General features: G+C 49.0%; 22 protein-coding genes. 16 read left to right on the forward strand and 6 right to left on the reverse strand.

The features are described from left to right. Positions 1–6: 6 nt before the first annotated feature. The 4 genes from GCU45_RS24150 to GCU45_RS24165 form a co-directional block, all read right to left on the reverse strand. The gene (locus GCU45_RS24150) at positions 7–918 is read right to left on the reverse strand and encodes an aldolase (RefSeq protein ID WP_152401088.1); all 912 of its coding nucleotides are present in this window, start codon (positions 916–918) and stop codon (positions 7–9) included. Between the two features lie 103 nt (positions 919–1,021). Beyond that, entirely contained in the window at positions 1,022–1,147 is a 126-nt protein-coding gene (locus GCU45_RS24155; protein ID WP_105441696.1) for a paeninodin family lasso peptide, read from the reverse strand. A 15-nt stretch (positions 1,148–1,162) separates the two neighbouring features. Further along, positions 1,163–3,112, reverse strand: coding sequence for an asparagine synthase-related protein (locus GCU45_RS24160; RefSeq protein WP_152401090.1), 1,950 nt, complete (start codon positions 3,110–3,112; stop codon positions 1,163–1,165). A gap of 140 nt (positions 3,113–3,252) precedes the next feature. After that, a complete protein-coding gene (locus tag GCU45_RS24165) occupies positions 3,253–3,723 on the reverse strand; it encodes a VanZ family protein (protein ID WP_167527206.1) in 471 nt (156 codons plus the stop codon). A 374-nt stretch (positions 3,724–4,097) separates the two neighbouring features. Between GCU45_RS24165 and GCU45_RS24170 the strand changes: the two genes are divergently transcribed. The 16 genes from GCU45_RS24170 to GCU45_RS24245 all read left to right on the forward strand — a co-directional run bounded on the left by GCU45_RS24170 (position 4,098) and on the right by GCU45_RS24245 (position 21,368). Beyond that, a complete protein-coding gene (locus GCU45_RS24170) occupies positions 4,098–4,850 on the forward strand; it encodes a YveK family protein (RefSeq protein ID WP_152401093.1) in 753 nt (250 codons plus the stop codon). Continuing rightward, positions 4,831–5,520 carry a CpsD/CapB family tyrosine-protein kinase gene (locus GCU45_RS24175; protein WP_152401096.1) on the forward strand — a complete coding sequence of 230 codons (690 nt, stop codon included), beginning with the start codon at positions 4,831–4,833 and terminating at the stop codon, positions 5,518–5,520. The genes GCU45_RS24170 and GCU45_RS24175 overlap by 20 nt, the downstream gene beginning before the upstream one ends. 251 nt (positions 5,521–5,771) lie before the next feature. Continuing rightward, entirely contained in the window at positions 5,772–6,662 is an 891-nt protein-coding gene (gene galU / locus GCU45_RS24180) for a UTP--glucose-1-phosphate uridylyltransferase GalU (protein ID WP_152401098.1), read from the forward strand. 17 nt (positions 6,663–6,679) lie between these two features. Then, positions 6,680–7,378 carry a sugar transferase gene (locus GCU45_RS24185; RefSeq protein WP_152403293.1) on the forward strand — a complete coding sequence of 233 codons (699 nt, stop codon included), beginning with the start codon at positions 6,680–6,682 and terminating at the stop codon, positions 7,376–7,378. Between the two features lie 24 nt (positions 7,379–7,402). Continuing rightward, complete coding sequence (locus GCU45_RS24190; protein WP_167527207.1) at positions 7,403–8,578, forward strand: glycosyltransferase; 1,176 nt, start codon at positions 7,403–7,405, stop codon at positions 8,576–8,578. Between the two features lie 28 nt (positions 8,579–8,606). Then, positions 8,607–9,980, forward strand: coding sequence for an O-antigen polymerase (locus GCU45_RS24195; RefSeq protein ID WP_152401102.1), 1,374 nt, complete (start codon positions 8,607–8,609; stop codon positions 9,978–9,980). Between the two features lie 26 nt (positions 9,981–10,006). Then, complete coding sequence (locus GCU45_RS24200; protein WP_244364227.1) at positions 10,007–11,065, forward strand: glycosyltransferase family 4 protein; 1,059 nt, start codon at positions 10,007–10,009, stop codon at positions 11,063–11,065. Continuing rightward, on the forward strand, positions 11,037–12,212 hold the full coding sequence (locus tag GCU45_RS24205) for a glycosyltransferase family 4 protein (protein ID WP_152401104.1): 1,176 nt from the start codon (positions 11,037–11,039) through the stop codon (positions 12,210–12,212). The genes GCU45_RS24200 and GCU45_RS24205 overlap by 29 nt, the downstream gene beginning before the upstream one ends. Positions 12,213–12,250: 38 nt before the next feature. Next, entirely contained in the window at positions 12,251–13,699 is a 1,449-nt protein-coding gene (locus tag GCU45_RS24210; protein WP_152401105.1) for an oligosaccharide flippase family protein, read from the forward strand. A gap of 44 nt (positions 13,700–13,743) precedes the next feature. Then, the gene (locus GCU45_RS24215) at positions 13,744–15,114 is read left to right on the forward strand and encodes a sugar phosphate nucleotidyltransferase (protein ID WP_152401107.1); all 1,371 of its coding nucleotides are present in this window, start codon (positions 13,744–13,746) and stop codon (positions 15,112–15,114) included. A 31-nt stretch (positions 15,115–15,145) separates the two neighbouring features. Next, on the forward strand, positions 15,146–16,489 hold the full coding sequence (locus GCU45_RS24220; protein WP_152401109.1) for a UDP-glucose dehydrogenase family protein: 1,344 nt from the start codon (positions 15,146–15,148) through the stop codon (positions 16,487–16,489). 15 nt (positions 16,490–16,504) lie between these two features. Further along, entirely contained in the window at positions 16,505–17,668 is a 1,164-nt protein-coding gene (locus GCU45_RS24225; RefSeq protein ID WP_152401110.1) for a nucleotidyltransferase domain-containing protein, read from the forward strand. Positions 17,669–17,703: 35 nt separating this feature from the next. Further along, entirely contained in the window at positions 17,704–18,741 is a 1,038-nt protein-coding gene (gene rfbB / locus GCU45_RS24230; RefSeq protein WP_244364229.1) for a dTDP-glucose 4,6-dehydratase, read from the forward strand. A gap of 18 nt (positions 18,742–18,759) precedes the next feature. Further along, positions 18,760–19,065 (forward strand): lasso peptide biosynthesis PqqD family chaperone, encoded by a 306-nt coding sequence (locus tag GCU45_RS24235; protein WP_152401114.1) that lies wholly within the window; start codon positions 18,760–18,762, stop codon positions 19,063–19,065. Then, the gene (locus GCU45_RS24240) at positions 19,052–19,546 is read left to right on the forward strand and encodes a lasso peptide biosynthesis B2 protein (RefSeq protein WP_152401116.1); all 495 of its coding nucleotides are present in this window, start codon (positions 19,052–19,054) and stop codon (positions 19,544–19,546) included. The genes GCU45_RS24235 and GCU45_RS24240 overlap by 14 nt, the downstream gene beginning before the upstream one ends. Before the next feature lie 13 nt (positions 19,547–19,559). After that, positions 19,560–21,368 (forward strand): ABC transporter ATP-binding protein, encoded by a 1,809-nt coding sequence (locus GCU45_RS24245; RefSeq protein ID WP_152401119.1) that lies wholly within the window; start codon positions 19,560–19,562, stop codon positions 21,366–21,368. A gap of 140 nt (positions 21,369–21,508) precedes the next feature. On the opposite strand, the gene GCU45_RS24250 is transcribed toward GCU45_RS24245, so the two are convergent. Together GCU45_RS24250 and GCU45_RS24255 are read right to left on the reverse strand one after the other, a co-directional pair. Further along, positions 21,509–22,336 carry an NAD(P)-dependent oxidoreductase gene (locus tag GCU45_RS24250; RefSeq protein WP_244364231.1) on the reverse strand — a complete coding sequence of 276 codons (828 nt, stop codon included), beginning with the start codon at positions 22,334–22,336 and terminating at the stop codon, positions 21,509–21,511. 64 nt (positions 22,337–22,400) lie between these two features. Next, positions 22,401–22,790: a MerR family transcriptional regulator gene (locus GCU45_RS24255; RefSeq protein ID WP_145947077.1), complete on the reverse strand. Its 390-nt coding sequence runs from the start codon at positions 22,788–22,790 to the stop codon at positions 22,401–22,403. Positions 22,791–23,184 lie beyond the last annotated feature (394 nt).

The following is a 23,184-nucleotide window of genomic DNA, read 5'->3' on the forward strand; positions in this document are numbered from 1 at the left end:
GATTGCTCAGCCTCCAATAACACCCAGAACCATCTCGGTCAATCTGCCGATCGTAGGCTGATCCAGGGGACGCTGCAGCTGATACATGTTCACGGATCCCGACAGGCGGGTTGTGCATTCAAAATGCCACGGGGTTAGACCGCTCTCCGCGAGGAGCGAGCTGCGGTAGGTATGGCGGTAGAGAAGCGGAAGGCGCTCCAAGCCCCCGATTTCCCGGATCTCGGGCTGTTCGCAGTCCGTTTTGACCAATTCGAACACGCCGGCCAGCGGAATCGGTCTGGATGCAAACTTGGCGAGAACCGGGACCGCATACTTCGTTTCCCGGTCGAACAGAGGACGAAGACCGCCCGCGTCCATGCCAAACGTGTCAAGGCTGTCCTGCCATAGCTTCTGCTGCGGATAGGCGGGGGCAACAAGTGGAAGCTGAACTGAATCCATCGTAACGGCGATGACATCGTCGGTCAGCAGTTGGCATCCCTGCTGCAGCAGGGCGGAAGCCAGCGTAGACTTGCCGTGTCCGGAATGGCCGACCAGGGCGTAAGCCTTGCCGTTCATGACGACGGCGCTTCCGTGCAGGGGCAAAATTCTTCTCTGCATCAGAATAGCTCCCATGCAGGTCCCTAGGACATACAGCCGGATCTGATCCTCGTCCGCGTCTGCCTCCGGCGAGACGTAAATGTCGGTTCCGTTCTCTGCGCTGAACACGGCCAGCTTCGGAATCCGGAACATCACCTGCTGCTCACTTACAGCGAATTTGTTGACGGGTGTTTCCCGCTGTGCCCAGGCATCGTCAAGGTCGGCGAAGCCGATCCGTACCTGGATATCTTGGCCGAAATGCAAGGCCGGCCGGAGCTCGGGCAGCGGGATTTCACTTTCTATCGTAAGCCAGAAGGCTGTATATATCGCTGGTTTGATCATATATTTTCTCCGCTTCGTCAAAAGAATGTGGATATAAGAACAGCCCTTACCCCATATCATTGGGACCAAGGGCTGCTCCTGATCGCTCGGTTATGAATTGGAATTAGCTGTAGAAGACAGGATCATCCGGGTCCGGTTGGAAAGAGTCCGGTTTGCCTTTTCCGGGGCCAGCCATCGTCATGCTGACTTCCAATACTTCCAGTTCAGGTGTAGTCCATTCTTTTTTCATCGATTTCACCTCCTTTCAAAAGTTTCGCTCCAGAAAGCGGCACACGATCAAGCTTCGCATCAGCACCTTGATGGCCGGGCTGTAGGCCTGGCTTGGGTGCATCCCGTTTCTGGCTTCGTCAAGCGCTTTGCGGACGACAGGAATGTTCAGCACCTGCTGCATGCGGGAATCCCGGCACAGTTGGTCCAGCTCTTGGATCATTTGCGACCAGTGCGGAGCCATCCGGTGGAGGATATCGGCCGCCTGGATCCCCTTGAGCCGCTGATTCAGCCGGACGTTGTCGGGAAGGTAGCCTTGGGCAGAGCGTCTGATCAACGCGCGGTCGAGGCCGTTCTGCACATACTGCTCCATCGGTACCGACAAGCAGAACCGGATGACGCGCAGGTCGTTGGTCGGATCATGCGCCCAGAGGGGATACTGCAGCGACAGCTTGCTGAAGCTCGTTCCTGTCGTGCTCCAAACGTTATAGCTGTCAAAATGATACTTTCTCGCCTCCACCGGGTCGGAGGGAAGGTCTTCGCCCGATCCGATTTCAGTGAACTGCCTGTCCGTCAGCTTGTCGTAAACGCCGGCCTGTCTGGCGAATGCCGGGTTAACCAGCTGCGGAAATTCATTGGCGGACGAGGCGGCATGCCTGCGCTTCAGAAGCGGAAAAGCCTGCTTGCACAGCTCGGCTATGATGCGCTTGCGTCCTACGCCAATGTTCATACTGTATTGATTAATCTCCCCGCGCAGGCGGACCCAAGCCAATTTCTTCATCAGCTTGGCGTAATAGTCCAACGCGTTGCCCCAGGAGATGCTGTAATTTCCTCTTGCGCCATTCAGCAGAATGCCCACCCCGCGCTCATGCGCCTGTTCGTAAATTCCCCGAAGCCAGAATGAATTTTCGAAAAATTTGTAGGGTGTCTCCATAATATCCAGCCAGTGATCGATATCCGTATACGGGCTTCGGCCGTTAAAGCTGAGGTAGCTGTCCTCGATGTTGCCCGCATGCTGGACGGTCTGACGGATGAGCGGCCTTTCGTCAGCGAGTCTTCGCTTGGGGGTCCAATCCTCAAAGCCGTCTTCGGGTACGTAGCTGAACGTATGCAGTTTCCGGTGATCACGCTCCAGCGCTTTGGCCGCAAAGCCGGCAACCGAACCGGAATCCAGTCCCCCGCTTAAATGAGCCCCCACCATCCGGCTTGTCCGCTGCAGCCTTGAGGTAACGGCCCGGTTAAACACGTCGCGGAAAGCTTCCTGATATTCTTCTGAAGATTTAAGCTGCAGGGGGGAAGTCTCCGTCAAGCTGTAGTATCTGGAGACGGACACCTGGCGGCTGCGGACCGTGAGCGTATGCGAAGGCGGCAGCTGCTCGATATGCCGGTAAACCGTCGCAGATAAGTCCGGCGGCTCAAAAACCCCGCTGATGGCCAGAAACTCGGCCAGCCAAGCTTCGTTCAGCTCCTGGTGAACATACGGCAGGGCTAACAGCGGGCGAATGGCCGTGCAGAAGGACAACTGTTCCCCGTTCCGGTGGTAATAAAGCGTTCGTGCACCCGAGAAATCCCGGGCTCCGAACAGCATTTGCTTGTTCCCGTCCCAGATCATAAAAGCAAAGTCGCCGACTAAACGCTCCGGCATCGACTCTCCCCATTTTTCGTAAGCGAGCAGCAGAATTTCCCCGTCCGTCATAGCTTGTCTTGCACGGGAAGGGACCTGCAGCCCATCCATCAGCTCATCCCGGTTATCGATGATGGCGTCGGCGGTAATGGCCAGCCTGCGTTCTGCGCAATAGAAAGGCAACAATTCGTGGGCAGACTGCTGCGTGATCCACTGGGCGTGACAGCCGAACCACACATGGCCCTGCTGCCATCCCGAACTCCGGTCTGCCGGATACCGTTTCAGCGACTCCATAATGGGCGCTCCGGCGCTGACGTCTAAGGGGTCTTGGCTAAACCGGTAAATCCCCGCAATTGCGCTCATGACATCTTCCTCCGTTATGTACCGTTCAAACAATTTGCGACAATATGTATCTAGTTCTTCTGTATCATACTACATGTATACATATTGTATCAACATTTTTTTTCAGTGTGCGAAATTTAGTGAATTTGGATGAGGAAAGATTACCTGGTTTGCTTTTTGTCGGATGGGAGAGCTGAACGCGGAGGCCGCGCTTCCCTTCTGGCACGGTTTGTCCGCTTGATATAAGCCTGGAGCATAAGGCAGAACAGGTAAGCGCAGAGGATGCCGAACGTATCGTTCACGATGTCGTAAATCCGTCCGCTTCGAAAAAAATACAGCTGAAGAACCTCGGTTAACGCTGCGTACAAGATCGCCGTCATGACAGCAAGCTTCGAGCCGCGCAAATTGGACAAGAGCAGCTCCAATAGAAAGAAACCGATAAAATGCCCGATTTTTCGGTTGATCCAGGCCTCGCTCGACCATTGTAAATCAAGCTTGAGCAGCTCACTCCAATCGGGTGAGGGGTTCAGCCGGAAATCCGCCTGGTGATGGTGGAGAAGGGCGTTGAAATCGAAAGAACAAGTAAAGACGAACAGGCAGACCGCCCACGTCACGGTGAGAAAAATGCGCATAATTCCTCCTTCATTTAAAGCGCTTCCATTATATATGTGTTTGTTCTGAGATGAGAGAAGGCGTGTTTTCGATACAAAGTGTAACTTTTTTCGGCAAGTATATAGCAGCATTTTTCGGATTTCAAGTTTGCAGGCCGTCAATTTTTTTAACGCCAGAAAGGGAATGCGGATTTTAACTGTCTGAATATGCATGGAAATGCGGATGAAAGCGGTTTTTCGCTGCAAAATCATGTCGCTTTTCGAAAAAAATTAGAGTCATTTGCTTGACATGATACATTTTGTATCTTAAAGTGTAGGATGAATAATACATATTGTATCGGTAAGGTATGACCCACAACTGCAGTTGAAAAATGATTAGCGGGGGTAGCGTGTTTATGGAGCTTAAACAGTATTTTCGAATCATTGTAAAAAAGTGGTGGTTAATCGCGGCGATTGTCGTTATTGCCGTTGCGGCTACCGGAGTCAAAAGCCTCTACCTCACGACGCCGGTCTATGAGGCCAACGCCAAACTGATCGTTAACCAATCCGCCTCCGCGGACGGCGGGGCCAGCTTGAATGCCGGAACGATCCAGACCAGCATTTTCCTCATTAACTCCTATAAAGAAATTATCAAGTCGTCCGCCATTATGAACAAAGTCGTGCAAAAATACCCCGACCTGAAAGCATCGCCCGGTGAACTTGCAGCGATGATCTCGGTCACTTCAGCCAATGATTCGCAGGTCATGAACCTGGTGTATCAGGATCCGTCCTATACCCGGGCGGCCAAAATCGTTAATGCCGTCTCCATGGTGTTTAAGGAACAGATTCCCCGCATTATGAACGTGGACAACATTACGATTCTTAGCGAAGCCGACACCAAGGCCTCCCCTGGACCGATCAACATTAATCCGGTCATGAACATGCTGATCAGCTTTGTCGTTTCCCTGATGCTCGCCATCGGACTGGTTTTCCTGCTTGACTATCTGGACGATACGGTGAGAACGGAGGCCGAGGCTGCGGAAATTTTGGACATGCCGGTGCTTGCAGTCATCAGCAAAATGAACCGGGCGGATTTGAAAACCCGAAGCGGCACAAGTATACCAAATCAAAAAGTAGGTGAAGGCAAGTATGCGACGCTCAATCAATAAAGAAGCCCTGGTTGTATCCGGGAATCCAACCTCCCGGGTATCCGAGGCATACCGGCTGCTCCGGACCAAAATTCATTTTTCCCCCAAAGATGCGGCGCATCAGGTCATCATGGTCACATCGACGCGCTCTTCCGAAGGTAAGACCACAACGGTCAGCAATTTGGCAGTGACTTATGCGATGGAAGGCCGGAAGGTGCTCCTGATTGATGCCGATATGCGCAAGCCGGTACTGCATGACATCTATTCCCTTTCCAACCGACACGGGCTGAGTACGGTGCTAGCCGGGGACGTGCTGGTGCAGCAGGCCGTTCAGGAGACGGGCATCAACCATTTATCCCTGCTGACGGCCGGCCCCGTGCCAGCCAATCCGGCGGAGTTGATGGACTCGGCCGCCATGCAGGACATGCTGTTGCAGCTTCGGCAGGAGTACGACGTCATCCTTATCGATACGCCGCCGGTGCTTGCGGTATCGGACGGCGTCATCACGAGTGCGTTATGCGACGGTGTCATCATGGTGGTTGCCGCGGGCAAGGTCAAACGGAGCCACCTGAGGGCGGCCAAGGAACAGCTGGATCATGTGAAGGCCAACATGCTGGGGCTGGTGCTTAACCGAAGCGGCCGCGACCAGCAGGCCTTTGCTGCGGACCATTACGGTATGCAGGCCCAATAAAGACATGGTTTTCAAGAAGGTAATGCCTACTGCACCTTTATCACTGGAGGCACTCGGTCACGCTGTGGGTCCTATGGACCTTAGACATTCATTGTCGAGGGTGTGATGTGAGGACGGGTTGAATGCCCTGTTTTTAGAAAATGGAGCTATGGTCTTTTCCCTGTTTGCGAAGAGCATATAGCTAGGTTTTCTACATACACAGCATGCATCTGGGGTACAAAGAAAAATATAAAAGATGGGTAGTGAATGAGATGAGGAAAGTGAAAAAAGCGATTATTCCCGCCGCGGGGCTTGGAACCCGGTTCTTACCCGCGACCAAAGCGATGCCGAAGGAAATGCTGCCGATCGTCGACAAGCCGACGATTCAGTACATCGTAGAAGAAGCGGTGGCGTCCGGAATCGAGGACATTATTATCGTGACCGGCAAAGGCAAGCGCTCCATCGAGGACCATTTCGATCATGCGTTTGAGCTGGAGAACAATCTGTTCAGCAAGGGGAAGTTTGACCTTTTGGACGAAGTCCGCCGGTCCTCCAACGTGGAGATTCACTACATACGCCAGAAGGAAGCCAAAGGGCTGGGGCATGCCGTGTGGTGCGCCCGCAACTTTATTGGCAATGAGCCCTTTGCAGTGCTGCTTGGGGATGACATCGTGCAGTCTGAGGTGCCCTGCATCCGCCAGTTGGTGGAGCAGTACGAGCAAGTTGAAAAGTCCGTCATCGGCGTGCAGACCGTTCCGAGCGAGCAGACGCACCGGTATGGGGTGGTTGCGCCCTTGGAGAAGCTCGGACGTTTACACGAAGTGAGCTATTTTGTGGAGAAACCGCCGGCAGGACAGGCTCCGTCGAACCTGGCCATTATGGGCAGGTATGTTCTGACGCCGGAAATTTTCAGCTACCTGGAGCTGCAGGAAGAAGGAGCCGGCGGGGAAATTCAGCTGACTGACGCCATTCAAAAGCTTAACGAGAGCCAGGGTGTCTATGCTTACGATTTCGAAGGCACGCGTTACGATGTCGGCGAGAAGCTGGGCTTCATCATGACGACACTGGATTTTGCGCTGCAGTATGAAGAACTGCGCAACCCGCTGCTGCAGGGGATGGAGCATATTCTCGAGCGGGAACAGCTCGGCAAAATAAATCGCTAGTGAGGTGATAGGTGGTGATCTCTCCCACACCGCAAAGAAACGAGTCGGATGTCGCATTCGAGGGTACGCCGGCGTACTCGCCATATGTTCTGGAGAACGACAATCCCCGGGTCATCTATCAAGCGTTTAAAAGAGCGACGGATATCGTCCTTGCGCTGATCGGCCTTGTCGTGCTCTCACCGCTGTTTCTGATCGTTGCGATACTGATTAAACTGGAGGACCCGAAAGGGTCCGTTTTTTTTGGACAAACCCGTATCGGTAAAGACGAAAAGCCGTTCCGGATGTACAAGTTCCGCTCCATGGTATCCAATGCCGAACAGCTGCTGGATGGACTTCTGGAGCAAAACGAAATCAGTGGCGCCATGTTCAAAATGAAAAAGGACCCGCGCATCACCCGGGTGGGCGCCTTCATCCGCAAAACGAGCATCGACGAGCTGCCGCAGCTCTGGAACGTGGTGCGCGGTGACATGTCGCTCGTCGGTCCCCGGCCGGCCCTTCCCCGGGAAGTGGCGGAATACAGCAGCTACGATAAGCTGCGCCTGAGGGTCATCCCGGGATGCACCGGCCTCTGGCAGGTGAGCGGGCGAAATGAGCTGAGCTTCAGCGAGATGGTGGAGTTGGATTTGCGGTATATCAAAGATCAAAGCTTTACGTTCGATTTTAAAATCATGATTAAAACAGTCATGATGATGATCAGAAGTAAAGGGGCTTATTAGACTTAATCCATGGGAGTAATTAAAATGGCTGAGAAATTAAAGATCATTTTTGTTAGTCATACCTATATGGGAGGTACGTACGTTGTAGGTTCCCACCATTTGGCATCTCAATTGCGGAAGATGGGGCATGATGTATTGCATATTAGCACACCTGTCACCCCGTTTCATTGGCTGAATAAAAAAACGAGAAAAGAAAATCAAGATCGATTTCAACTTTGGCGCAAATGGAAAAGCTTTAACCGGGATGAGGTGAAAAATATCGTTCCATTATCCCTGCTTCCATGGAAAATCTCAAATAAAATTTATCGGAAGTTCAAAATTAACTTGACGACCGAAATGATATGTTTTCCCAGCTTAAAAACTATAACGGATTATTATGAGTTTCGTGATGCAGATGTTGTTTTTATAGATCAGCCTAATTTTGTTGGCATTGAAAAGAAACTCGAAGGTAAAGTGAAAATTTATCGTGCAACGGATCTTTACAGCCAGATGTCAGAAGATGACTCGATTACTATAGCTGAATCACAAGTTCTCAGCCGGATGCATGGATTAATAGGGACTTCAATGCCCGTTCTTGAACATCTGCAATCTTTAAGTCTGAATTTACCTGGACTATTAATGGAAAATGGAGTTGAATATTCGCATTTTAATGTTCAATCAGAAGAGCCGGAGGACATGAAAGCAATTCCTCATCCCCGCGCTATTTACATTGGGGCGATGGACAAGCGGCTGGATGTTGATTCGTTGATACGATTAGCATCTGCCAAGCCCGACCTCAGCATTATTTTGATTGGTCGCGATCATCTAAATTTTGCAGAACGAGTTTCAAATATAAAAAATATATATTTCTTAGGGCAGCGCTCCTATCAGCATATCCCATATTATTTGAATGCCTGCGAGATAGGCTTGCTCCCTTTATCATCTCATGAATCCAACCATGGCAGAAGTCCCATGAAGTTATATGAATATGGGGCAGCTGGGTTGGCTGTTGTTTCTAAAAAATCTGCTGAAATCGAACGCCGTAAAGAGGAGTTTATATTCCTTTATGATAATGACACAGAGTTCAATCGTAAAATATCTGAAGCATTGGTATATCAAAAAAAACACAGGAAGATTATTAAGACAATGGTCTCGAAACACTCATGGGAATATAAGACAGAAGAGCTCATGCAATTTGTGGAACAAATAAGCTATGGGTGAATTACTTAAAGAATGAATCGGGGATTCTATGAAAAAAACGATATGGTGGTTAAATCCTGGCGTTGTCTTTACATTTATGATTGTCCCTAATGTTGTAATAGCTAATCACTTGTCCTCAAATTCTTTCGTAAATAACTGGGGAACACCCAAATACTTAAGTAAGGAACTTTTTCAAGTTTCTATATTTTCAGTCTTGTTATTTTTAATAGGTTCGGCCTTTATGGTAATTGTTTTAAAGGGAATTTACGACAAGAGAAGTATACCTCGGCCTCAATCAATTAGAAGAAGAGAAAAAGATTATTCATTCTTGATGTTTTTTTTAAATGTTTCCTATTTATTTACTTTCTTCGGGTATATCTATTGGTTTTACGTTGCATTGACTCGAGGATTAAGTTTTTCCGTATTGATTGGAATGCTACAAGGAAGCAAGGGGGCCATGTATGATTTAAAGCATTTGTTCAGCACGGTATCCGGCATTACAACATTTACCCAGTTTGGAATCGTTGCATCAATTTTAAGCGTATATGTGGGGCTGAACTATGGCTGGTCCAAAATCAAAAGTAAAATGATCATCCTTTTAGTTATTACTTTTTTCAGAGCCTTTTTTCTTTCTGAACGATTGGCTGCCTTGGAGCTAGTTATCCCGATTATTGTTTGCTGGTTGGGGATCAAGGCTCAATCTGGACTAAGTGGAAAGACAAGGGTTATGGTAAACCTTTCCCCGTTAATTGGTTTAGTTGTGTTCGCAGTCTATTTTTCTGTTTCCGAATACTTCCGTTCTTGGAGTAACTACTATGCTCTGAAGGAGAGTTCATTCATAGAATTTTGTGTTACACGTATCACTGGCTATTATGTGACTGGATTAAATAACGGTTCTATGCTAATCGATGTATTTAGAAAGCCGTTATCTTTTCCCTACTTTACGACGACATGGTTGTGGGACTTTCCTATTCTAGGTTCTTATCTTGATGCAAATAAATTAACTGGGGTTCCAAGCGATTTTAACTTTGCTGGGACATTAGCTAGCATGGGTAACCCTGAGTTCAATAATCCGAGTGGACTTTTTCTTCCTTACATCGATTTTGGCCACGTGGGTGGCTTCTTTTTTTGGCTCATCGCAGGAATGGGATGCGGCTTTATCTATCACTTGTTTTCTTATAATAATATTTACGGCTACTTGTATTACCCTATTATTTTTGTAGGCTTACTAGAATCTCCAAGGGTTCTTTACTGGTCAGAGGGCAGGGCTTTTCCAGCGTGGTTACTGGTATTTTTTATTTCATTCTTTCTATTTATTAGTAGCAAGCACGGCTTATTATCTAATAACAACAGTTATAGAATGCGCAGCGGGAAAATGGAGGGATCGTTACGAAAACGATATACATCAATGGAAGATTTTTAGGTCAGGTAACCACTGGAGTACAGAGGGTGGCTACGGAAGTTTTGAAATCATTTGACGAACTAGCATTATCATCCCAATACAGATTTGTCGTGCTCACACCTGGTAAAACAGATGTTCCAAAGTTAAATTTGAAGAATATTGAAATTAGACAGGTTGGTTTTCTAAATGGGCATGCCTGGGAACAAATTACTTTGCCATTCATCGTTAAAGGTTCCTTACTTATTAATCTTTGCGGACCGGCTCCAATCCTTAAATCCAATCAAATGGTCATGATTCATGATGCTGCCGTCTACACAAATCAAAAAAATTTCTCAAAGACTTTTTTGATTTGGTATCGAATAATGTTTAAATTCATTAAATCGTTCACGAAAAGAATTTTGACGGTTTCACACTTTTCCAGAAGTGAATTGATTAAATACTGCAGAATGAAAGATTCGAAAATTACTGTAGTGTATTTGGGGACCGAACATATCGTGAACAAAGAATCTAATGAATCAATCTTGGATCGTTTTGATTTGCGGGGGAAGAAATACTTACTAGCAGTTAGTAGTAAAAGTCCAAATAAAAACTTCAGTGCCATCGTGGAAAGTCTGAAATATTTACAAAATAATGAGCAACTTGAGATCGTGATCGTTGGTATGCAAAATAGCCAAGTTTTCAAAACAGATACGGTTTCGAATACAAATAATCAAGTTAAATTTACAGGCTATATTACTGACGAAGAACTCAAATCACTTTATGAGAACGCGGCATGCTTCGTGTACCCTTCAATATACGAAGGTTTCGGATTACCCCCAGTTGAAGCGATGGTATGCCGCTGCCCGGTAGTTGTTTCTTATACCTCCTCACTTAAGGAGGTTTGCGGTGAACATGCTGTTTACTGCGATCCCTTTGATCCCGTTGATATTGCGAATAAGATAGAATCAGTTATTAAAAATACTGATCAAAAGACCATGAGAGACAACAACTTTGAACATTCGTTAAAGTACAGCTGGGGAAAAACCGCGCAAGATATTATGGTGCAGATTGACTCAATGGTGAGGAGGTCAAAGAACCATGAAGAAGAAAGTTCTGTATATTTGTGAAGCAACTGCTGGTGGGGTCAGGAAGCATATTATTGATGTTCTAGATCATATCGACACGTCCAAATATGATATGTCAATCATCTACAGTGAAATTGGTGCAGATGAAGTGTTTAAGGCTAATATTGATACATTTAAAAAAAAAGGAATTCAACTTTACTCAGTAAATAATTTCGTTAATCATATCTCCTTGTTTGATGATCTGAAGGCTCTTTACCAAATTGTTAAAATTATCAAAAAAGTGCAGCCAGAAATTGTCCATTGCCACAGTTCAAAGGCAGGGGCTATTGGAAGATTAGCTGCAAAAATCTGCAGGATTAATCAGGTAATCTATACACCACATGCATATTCCTTTCAAAATCAAACCTTGAACAAAAATAAAAGGAATGCCTACATATTCATTGAGAAATTTTTAGGCAAAATAACTACACTAACCATCAATGTATCAGAAGGGGAAAGACAATATGCTATCGAGAAAAACATCGTAAAAGAAGATAACTCGGTTGTGATTTTTAATGGAATTACATCAAACTCTATTTCAGTAAACCCCATTCAAAATAAAACTATTCGAATTGGGACTACCATGAGAATGGAAATTCAAAAGGATCCTCTGACTTTCGTAGAGATTGCTAAAAGAATTGTTGAAAAATATTCAAATGTAGAATTCATATTCGTGGGCGATGGACAATTGAAAGAGGAACTATACAAGCGAATTCGTATGTACAAATTGGAGGGAAAAGTTAAGCTGTTAGGCTTTAAAAAAGACGTTATCGATATAGTCAGTACATTTGATGTTTACTTAATTACCTCTCTATACGAGGGATTGCCCTATTCCGTAATTGAAGCCCTGAGTCTTGAAAAGCCTATTATCGCAACGAATGTGACTGGTAACAATGAGATTGTTATCGATGGCTATAATGGACTTTTGTTTGAACCGATGAATCCGGAAAAAGGTGCAGAGAAGATCGAAATCCTTATTAATAACCGAACATTAATGAGACATTATGGTATAAATAGCGGGAAATTATACGAAGAGTATTTCATAATAGAAAACATGCTGGATGCACTGGATAAAATCTACCACAATGTAAAGCCCAGCAGCAAAAGGATTGAACCGGTTTTTACTCAAGCGGTTCAATCCTTTTTTTAATAGTTTTATTATTAAACGTAAAGCCGGGATGAAAAAACATGATAAAGCATGGGTTGATTTACTTTGTAGCAAAGCTGTTTGCCGGAGCAGTCGGTTTCTTGTCTATCGTGTTCTATACCCGATTGCTTGTACCGGAAGAGTACGGCCGATATGCGTTGATTCTTGTTTATGTTAACCTGATCAATTCCTTGTTGTACCAATGGTTCCGGCTGGGTTTGATTCGATACATTCCGAGATACCACGATGATAAGAACAAATATAACAAACTTCTCAGTACTGTGATCGTCTGTTACCTCGGATGCTGCCTGTTCACTCTTTTAGCAGGAGGCGTCCTTGTGCTCGTGGGCATCCAATCCGCAGTGCAGATGGCAGTGACGCTGTTTTTCCTGTGGGCGGCGGCCTGGTTTGAGCTGTCGCAAGCCGTGCAGCGCTCCAATTTAAAACCGGTCCGCTTTACGTTGATGACTGGGTTGAAATCGGCGGCAAGCCTCGGCTTTGGGGTGCTCGCCTTGGCGATGGGATACGGCGAAGTGGGCCTGCTGATTGGGATTTCACTTGGAACCCTTGTGGCTAATGTAGTATTCATCCGGGAATGGGACATTCGAGCAGGATGGTCGGTAGACCGCTCCATTCTGGTAGAGCTGGTGAAGTATGGGCTTCCGCTGATCATTAGCGGTGGAATGGCCTACATCATGCAGTCGATTGACCGAGTGATGATTGGTTGGTTAGAAGGTGAGTCCGCTGCCGGGATCTACTCCGTCACATTCGATTTTGCACTGCAGACTGTGGGAATGCTGATGATGATTGTGAATCTGAGCGCGCTTCCATTAGTCATACGACGGTTGGAGACTGAGGGATATGAATCTGCGCAAGGGCAGTTGACACAAAATTATCAGCTGCTGCTAGGTATTTCCCTTCCGGCGGTGCTGGGATTAACGATCCTATCGAATAATATTACAAGCGTGGTATTTGGTATAGATTACGCTCTAGAGGCCACTGTCATTTTACCTCTCATCTCGTTTGCCATGCTCTTTCAAGGTTTAAAAGCATACTACACTGACAACTCCTTTCAATTAGGAAGAACAACCTATATGCAGGCCATCCCCGTATTAATAGGCATCGTGCTCAACGTCATTTTTAATATTATACTCATTCCCCGACTTGGGCTCACTGGAGCAGCGATATCCTCATTTACGGCGTATTTATGTTCGTTCCTGGCGAATTGGTTTGTGGCCAGGAGCGTTTTTTATTTACCGCTCCCCCTTGCGGAAAGCGCGAAAATTATTGGATCTTCTCTCGTGATGGGGCTAGTCCTTTTCCTGCTGAAGGGACAGACCGGATTGCTGGCTTTAATCTGCCAAATCGCCGTAGGAGCTGTCGTATATGCGGCCATGTTCGTCATCTTGAATATCATGAATGCTCGCACGCTCCTGATGCGAAAGCTGTCAGTTGTAAGACAGAAACGGCTGGCCAAGTCGGATACTTGAACGAAACGAAATGGGACCAATTTGGAAAAGGGGTGTGAATGAGTATGAAAATCGTACTGTTGTCCGGCGGCAGCGGCAAGCGGCTGTGGCCCTTGTCCAATGACGCCAGATCGAAGCAGTTTTTGAGAGTGCTGGAAACCGGATCCGGGGAGCGAATTTCCATGCTGCAGCGAGTATGGGAACAGTTAGCGGCTGAAGGTTTGAGACAGGACTCCTGCATTGCGACAAGCAAAGGGCAGGTCGACATGATCCAAAGCCAAATTGGAAGCGAGGCTGAGATCGTGATCGAACCGGAGAAAAGAGACACGTTTCCGGCGATTGCTCTTGCGGCGTCTTACTTATATTCGATGAAGGATATGCCGCTGGATGAAGTCATGATCGTTATGCCTGTGGACCCCTTCGTGGAGCAACCCTTCTTTAATCGGCTCCGGAAGCTGGAGAGAGTGGTACAAACCTCGGGTGCAGATCTGGCGTTACTTGGAGTTCTTCCAACGTACCCATCCGAAAAATACGGGTATATCGTTCCTGGGAGCATAGAAGACAACACTTCTGAATATTTACAGGTACACAGCTTTCGGGAAAAGCCCCGCGAAGAAGAAGCCGCTGATATGATCCGCCAAGGCGCGCTTTGGAATTGCGGGGTTTTTGCTTTCCGGCTCGGATTTATCATCGACATGTTAATCGAGAGAAAGCTGCCAATTCACTACGAGGAAGCTGTTAGGCAATATGGCCGTTTCCTGAAGACGAGCTTTGATTATGAAGTGGTGGAAAAAACGGAACAGATCGTGGTCATGCCTTATGACGGTGAGTGGAAGGACTTGGGGACTTGGAATACGCTGACAGAAGAAATCGCCTCTCCACTGATCGGGAAAGGAACGCTGTCACCGGATTCCCAAAATACTCATGTTATTAATGAGTTGGACATTCCCGTCACAGCGATCGGTGTATCCAACCTTATCATCGCGGCTAGTCCAGACGGCATTCTTGTATCCGATAAAGAGGCAAGCCCGAGAATAAAAGAATTGGTGAGCTCGGACGAGCTCCGGCCAATGGTTGAGGAACGACGCTGGGGTAGATATCGCGTATTAGACTTTTTGAAATACGAGGACGGACAGGAAGTACTGACGAAGCGTATTTGTATTCAGGCCGGAAAAAATTTGAGCTATCAATACCATCACAAGCGGAAGGAAGTATGGACTGTCATTGCCGGTTCCGGTGAAATGATACTGGACGGACAATATCGGCGGATTACCACTGGCGATGTCATTGTCATACCGGCTCAGAGCAAACACAGCCTGAAGGCCGCAACCGATATGGAGATTATTGAGGTGCAAACGGGAACAGAGCTGGTGGAGGAAGATATCGTAAGGCTGGCAATGCGATGGGAGGAAATTCTTCAGTTTTGTTTTATCTGACGAAGAATTCATTAAGAGTGAGGTGTATGAAATGAAAATTACAGTCGTCGGGACGGGATATGTCGGCCTGGTCTCCGGGGTTTGCTATGCGGAACTTGGTCACGATGTCATTTGCGTGGACAAGGACGCAGAGAAAATTCGAAAGTTGGATAAAGGGGAAATTCCCATTTACGAGCCTGGGCTCCAGCCGCTCGTTATCCGGAATTCTGCCGAAGGCCGACTGCGTTTCCAAACCGAGTTGAGAGAGGCAGTTACCGCTTCAGATATTATCATTATTGCTGTTGGCACCCCGTCATTACCGAATGGGGAGGCCAACCTTTTTTATATTGAGCAAGTGGCTCGTGAAGTCGCAGAGGTCATTGACTGTTATAAGGTCATCTGCATTAAGAGCACCGTTCCCGTTGGGACTAACGAGCGCATCCGGTATTTGATTCAGAGCCAGTCGCCGGTTCATTTCGACAGTGTCTCGCTGCCTGAATTTCTTAGAGAAGGAACAGCTGTTCAGGATACGCTTCATCCTGACCGAATTGTCATAGGCGCGGAGAGTGAGCAGGCAGCTGAGATTATGCGGAAACTTCACCAGGGGCTGACCGAACATATTCTCGTGACCGATATCCGCAGCGCGGAGATGATCAAGTATGCCTCCAATGCTTTTCTTGCGACGAAGATTTCCTTTATCAACGAAATCGCGAACATTTGCGAAAAAGTTGGAGCGGATATCACCAAAGTGACGGAAGGCATGGGATACGACAACCGCATCGGCTCCTCCTTTTTGAAAGCGGGGATCGGATACGGAGGCTCTTGTTTCCCAAAAGACACCCAAGCTCTGATTCAGATTGCTGGGCAAATGAATTACGACTTCAAGCTGCTGAAATCGGTAGTTGAGGTCAACCGGGGGCAGCGCTTTAACGTGATCCGTAAGCTGGAACAGCTGCTTGGCGATCTCTCCGGAAAAACCATTGGCATTTGGGGGCTCGCCTTCAAACCGGAAACAGATGATGTTCGTGATGCGCCTTCTATCGAAATTATCCAATCGCTGATTGATCGAGGGGCAGTCGTCAAGGCTTACGATCCAATTGCGACCAATAACTTTAGAAGCGTGCTCGGCTACGCCAACGTGAAATATTGCGAAACAGCGAGAGAGGCAGCTCTGGAGACGGATGCCCTGTGCATTCTGACAGAATGGCAGGAATTTAGGCAGATCTCGCTTTATGAGCTTGAAACCTGGATGAAAACTCCGAACCTCATTGATGGACGGAATATTTACTCGGAAGAAGAGATTGCAAAGACACAATTTGCTTATTACTCCATTGGCCGGCCCAACCTGAACAAAGGGATTCGCGAGCAGAGCCCGGTCTTTATGATGCAGGGATGAGAGGAAGAAATGTGAATGAATAACTCGCTGAATACGAGTGATTTTTCCAGGGAATTGTCGCTGCTTCTCCGAATTATTGGGTCTGGACCATGGGAGGAAGAAGATTTAGAAGGGATAGACTGGAAAGAATGGATCCGCCTTGCTTATCATCACCGGGTCTATCCGTTGTTGTACATGCGCTTAAAGGAACGGGGCTATGAGGGTATTCCGAGCTCCGTAATGGATTCGCTGTATTCCAAATATTCCGCCAATGTGATCAGCATGCTGCGTCTTAGCTCTGAAATGGAGAAAATCAACTCTGCATTGATGGAACATCAGGTTGAAGCGATTTTTCTGAAAGGACCAGTGCTAGCACAACAGCTATACGGGGACTTGTCGCTTCGGACCTCCAAAGATCTCGATGTTTTGGTTTCCCCCAAACACTTGGAAAAAGCGGAAGGGATTTTGTCTGAGTTAGGCTATGTTACAGAGGACGAGAAAACTTTGGGCTCCTGGAAACGGAAAAAGCACCATATCAGTTACGTACATCCGCTCTATTTTACTCAGGTGGAGTTACACTGGCGGATGAGCGCGGAACTGCCCGGGGCCTCTTTCAGAACACTGTGGGATCGGCGAACAACGGTCTCCTTCTCCGGGCGGCCCATTCATTACTTAAGCGACGGAGATCTGTTTATGTACTTGGTGTCGCATGGCGCAAGACATGGCTGGTTCCGCCTTCGCTGGTTATGTGATATAGACCGGATGATTCAAAAAAAATCATTCAATGTACAAAAGCTAATGGAACACTACCGTCAGCGGAAGGAGCCGGATCTAGCAGGGCAGGCTGCCATTTTAACGAATCGGCTGTTGTCAACGCCATTAGGCGTTGAGCTAGAAGAGCTATCCCGTAATATGTACGCAGAGGAGCTTGCAAGAGCATCGCTGTATTTCATCAAGAACCCTGTTGACTTATCCCCTAATGGTGATAAGGACACATTGGCATACTACAAGCGCTATTTACATTCTTTAATGTCGAGAAGAGAAAAGCTGTCGTTGATCATGGATTATCTTTACCCCAGCACAAAGGATGTTTCGCTGCTGCCACTGCCTAAATTACTGCATTTCCTCTATTTTCCCCTTCGTCCGTTTCTGTGGTTTTGGCGCTATGTATTCAGTAAAGAGCCCGTGAACAACGGCTGATCCCAAAACCGATAGAAAAGAGGAGAGGCATGCAAGTGAATCGACGGTTTAAGGACAACCCCGCCATTTTGGTTACAGGCGGTGCGGGGTTCGTAGGGGGGAACTTTCTGAGGCTGATGCTTCCGAAGTATCCTTCATACCGCTTCATTAATCTCGATAAGTTGACCTATTCGGGGAATATACAAAATATTGCCGCCTTGTCAGACTATGACCACTATACCTTTATTCAAGGCGATATTTGCGACCGGGATCTGGTAGATGCCGTCACAAGGGAGCACCAGATCGATGTTATCATCAATTTTGCCGGCGAATCCCACGTGGACCGGAGTATAGTGGATCCGGTGACATTCGTCGCCACGAATATCAATGGAACGCAATCTCTGCTTGACGCCGCAGTCCGCTACGACATTGGGCTGTTTCTGCAGATCTCAACCGACGAAGTCTATGGTTCTTTGAATGACACGGGCTATTTTACGGAAAACTCCCCGATCGCTCCTAACAATCCGTATTCGGCCAGTAAAGCTGGAGCCGATATGCTGATTCATTCCTACAGCAATACGTATGGATTACCGTTCAATATCGTCCGGTTCGGCAACACATACGGCCCTGCACAGCACCCGGAGAAGCTCATTCCTATGGTCATCATGAACGCTTTGCAGGACAGGAAGATTCCGATCCACGGCGAGGGTCTCAGCATTCGCGATTGGGTCTATGTCCGCGATAACAATACGGCAATCGACCGTGTTCTGCACCTGGGGCGCAGTGGAGAGGTATACAACATTGGTTCACATCAGGAAGTGAAAACGATTGACGTCACGCATTTTATTCTGGATATGCTCGGAAAGCCCCGAAGCCTCATTGAGTTCATCCCGGACAGGCCGGGGCAGGATTACCGATATGCCAACAATCCGGCAAAAATTATGAATGAGCTCGGATGGAGGCCCGAATACAGGTTTACCGAAGGGTTGAAACAAACCGTGGAATGGTACGTCGAGCACGCAGATTGGTGGCAAGAGCCGAATAGTCGTAGCTATGAATCTAACATCCCGATGGGTTCTCAACAAATTATATGAGAAAGAGGTAGGTCAATCATGAGTACAGCAGAAATCGACGCAGCCAACATCATCTCCCAATCCCCCGGCTATCTCGTCAGCGACATGGATGGGGAGAAAGTCATGCTGAGTATCGAGACCGGAAAGTATTACAACCTGGGGCAGATCGGTGGGCGGATCTGGGAGCTGATTGCTGCGCCGACCAGCCTGACGGATCTGGTGGGCCAATTGGTCGAAGAGTATGATATCGGGCCGGAAGCGTGCGAGCAGCAGGTGCATCCGTTTCTGAACAAGCTTGCGGCTGAGGGTCTAATCCAGGTGAGAAGCGGGCATGAGCTGGATTAGGCAACTGCGCGCGTTTGTCCGATTTCCATGGGCCCAGAAGACGATGTACGCCGAAGCCTACGTGCTCCTGGCATGGGGAAGAGTGCTGAAGGCACTCCCGTTCGCCAAAGTCGCCCCTTCCCTGGGGAGCTATATGAAGGAGACTCCGGAGGAGGAGCTTAGCCGACAGGAACTGCTGACCATCCGTCAAGTCTCCAAAGCCGTTCACGGGATGAGCCGGTACACGTGGTGGGAGAGCCAATGCCTGGTCAAGGCGATCGCCGCCATGAAAATGTTGGAGCGCCGCGGCCTGTCGAGCACGCTGTATTTGGGAAGCGGCAGGGACGAGCAGGGGCGGCTGGCGGCTCACGCCTGGCTGCGCTGCGGGTCGTACATCGTGACGGGAAGGGAAGGGCACGAGAAGTATACGGTTGTGGGCATTTTCGGCAACGGAGCGGCAGCGGACCGAGAGGCCGGGCTCATGACGCGGCAATCCGGATAAGGAGCTACGTACAATGAAGGATTTATTCTACTATATTCGCAAAATCCAGCGGGTCGCCGGAGGCAAACTGTACTTGAACATGTCCATGACCCTTTTCATCAGCCTGTTGGACGGCATCGGCATGTATTTGATCGTTCCGCTGCTGGGCATGATCGGCCTGCTGCAAATGGATTCGGGGAGCCTGCCGTTTTTGGCCCCGCTTACCGGGCTGATCCATTCCTGGTCCCTGCAGCTCAGCCTGCCGCTGGTCCTGGCGGTTTATGTCCTCATCCTGGGTGGACAAGCGCTGCTGCAGCGGAGCCAGACCCTCCTGAACGCAAGGATTATTCAATCCTTTATCCGGACGCTGCGGACCGAGACGTATGAAGGGCTGCTGCGGGCAAAGTGGGAGTTTTACCTGCGCAAACGCCGGTCGGATTTCAACCACGTGATGTCCAACGAGCTGGGGCGGGTCAATTACGGCACGACTTTATTTTTACAGATGGTGACGTCGCTGATCTTTACCGTGCTTCAAATTGCCCTGGCCCTGTGGCTGTCGCCGGCATTGACAGTGATGGTGCTGATCAGCGGGGGGCTGCTTGCTCTGTTCGCACGGAGGTTTGTGCGCAGGTCCAAGCGGATCGGGGAGGAGACGACCGAGCTGTCCAAGCATTATTTTGCGGGCATCAGCGACCATTTCGGCGGCATTAAGGATATCAAAAGCAACCGGCTGGAAGCGTCCCACATCCATTGGTTCCGTAAGCTGACCGACCAAATGGAGCATAACTTCCTCGAGTTTGGCCGGGTGAACTCCATGTCGCAGGTTATTTACCGCCTGTCCTCCGTCGTGCTGATCGCGGCATTTATGTACGTGGCGATCGCGGTACTGCATACTCCGCCGGAGCAGCTGATTACGGTCGTGCTCATTTTTACCCGGCTGTGGCCGAGGTTTATCGGCATTCAGTCAAATATGGAGCAGCTCAGCTCGAATCTGCCCGCGTTTCATGACATGCGGAAGCTGCAGCAGGAATACGAAGCGGAGCAGGAGCTGATCAGCCCGGAAGAAGTGGGGGCTTCGAAGCTTGCCTTGGTAGACGGAATCAGCTGCACCCATGTCAGCTACCGGTACAACCCCAAGGAGCCGCAGTACGCGCTGCGCGATATCAATGTCCATATTCCGGCTAACCGCATGACCGCTATCGTCGGCAAATCCGGCGCTGGGAAAAGCACCCTGGTCGACCTGCTGATGGGGCTGATCCATCCCGAAGAGGGCGAGGTGCGGGCGGACGGCGTTTCGCTCCAGCGCGAACGCCAGCTGCTGGCGCTGCGCGGCTCGATCGGATACGTGGCGCAGGATCCGTTCCTGTTCAACGAGAGCATCCGCTACAATTTGCAGCTGGTGGACCCCAATGCGCAGGATGACGATCTATGGCAGGCGCTGGAGTTCTCGGCCTCGGCCGAATTCGTCCGCAAGCTGCCGCAGGGATTGGACACGGTCATCGGGGACCGGGGCGTTCGCTTGTCGGGTGGAGAGCGCCAGCGGCTGGTGCTGGCCCGCGCGATTTTGAAGCGGCCGAGCATCCTTGTTCTGGATGAAGCGACCAGCGCGCTCGACAGCGAAAATGAGCTTCTGATCCAGCAGGCGTTGGAACGCCTCAAAGGAAGCATGACGATGATCGTGATCGCCCACCGGCTGTCCACCATCCGGAACGCGGACCATGTGATCGTGATGGAGCAGGGCGAGGTGATTCAGCAGGGCGGTTATTTGCAGCTCTCTCAGGAGAGCAAAGGTTCCTTCAGCAAACTGCTGAGCTACCAGAGCGGGGCTCAAATGCAGGTATGATTCGGATGAAAAGCAGCCCTCGGGAGGCGTTCGCGCTTCTGCGGGGGCTGCTGTTTTATTTCATGTGAGATGGTTTCGAACGGAACCGCATGCATACTCCTTTTTCTCATGAACAGTATATGGGTACGATATTATCGATATTAGCCTTGTTTATGCTCGCTGCTTAACAGGTCATACAACAGATTTGACAAAGGTGCGGGGGCCCCGGCCCGCTGTGATGCTTGTTTAAAAATGCCCACGTCCTTTAACGGAATGTGGCTTTGAGTAAAGAGATGAGCCATGTTCTCGGCAGCCATCTGGCCGTAACGCTTATAAATCGGGGCGTTAAACAGCGTTTGGGTCAGCATATCCATCACGGGCTTGGGATCGCCACCGCTCTTTTCGACCATCGAGAGAGCTTCCCGAATGGTGTACACGGCGGAAGTAATCATGAAGTTTCCGACCAGTTTCACTTGATTCGCTGCCCCGGCTTTTTCACCAAAATCGAAAATATTCAGCCCTCCCATAGCCTCCAACACCGGGCGGACGCGGTCTTTAGCCTGCTGCGGCCCAGCCATGGGGATGGAGAGCTGACGTGCTGCTGCAGCCTCCGGGACTCCAAAGATGGGGGCTTCGACCAGGGTGCTGCCATGCTCTGCGTGGACAGCTGCAAGCTTTTTGGATGTATCCGGCGATATCGTGCTCATCGAGATATGAATCCCCCCTTTACCAAGCTTCTCTAAAAAGCTATCGCTCATGACGATGCTCTCCACGGACGCATCATCCCACAAAATGGTGACGACGATTCCGCCAGCGGTAACGGCCTCGTCGGGTCTGGATGCCAGCCGGGCGCCTTGGGCAATCAAAGGTTCGGCTTTGCTGGCCGTCCTGTTATGCACCACCAAAGGATACCCTGCATCGAGGAGATTGTTAGCCAGCGGCAGACCTAGGCTGCCAAGTCCGATAAATCCGATCGTCTCGTTCATCATGTTAATCCTCCTGAAATATAAATGTACAAACATTACGTTAACGTCATGTTTTCGGCAAAAAAAATTAATGCTGCTCTGCGTCCTTGAGCCATTGCTCAAAGCGGTCGATATGGTTCAGCAAATCGGTCCGGAATTGTTGTAACCCCTCGATCTTCTGATCCGTCTCTGCGAGGTGCTGCTTCAAGATGCCGAGCACTTTCTGTTTAGGTTGTACACCACTGGGGTCCATGAAATAGAGATCGATCACGTCCCGTATTTCCTCCAAGCTGAGTCCAAGCTTCTTTAATTGGTCGATTTTGCGCAGCCGGGCAACGGTCTCATCTGTATAGTAATGCTGCCCATTGCCTTCACGCTCGCCTGGAGGGATCAGCCCCATTTTTTCGTAATATCGAACCGTACGCTGAGTAACCCCCGCTCGTTCCGATAAATCCCCTATGCGCATGCGATCCTTCATATCTTGCCCTCCAAACATGACGTTAACGTCGTGTTTATAAAATACCATCTTAATCCGGCTTTGTAAAGCCGGTACGCATATTGTACCAGCTGCATCCCATGCGGTGTTGAGCAAAATGATCGCAAAACAAACGCAAAATAGGTCACAGGTTGCTTTTAACCGCCCTATGAGGCACCAAAGCTTATTCGTTCAGTCTTTATAAAAAAGAAACAAGTTCTGCTTTGGACAACACAGCCCCTGCATTATACAATGAAGAAAACATCTTTCGAAATAACCTGACAGAAGACAGACCGCGTTTGGCGGGTTCGTTTTCTTGGGAAGTCAGAATACAGGTGTCCATTTTGATGCTTACTGATTTCGTTAGGAGAAAAGATGCAGGCGAGGGGAGAGTGCA

The sequence above is a fragment of the Paenibacillus cellulositrophicus genome (assembly GCF_009363095.1).
Taxonomy (GTDB): domain Bacteria; phylum Bacillota; class Bacilli; order Paenibacillales; family Paenibacillaceae; genus Paenibacillus_AQ; species Paenibacillus_AQ favisporus.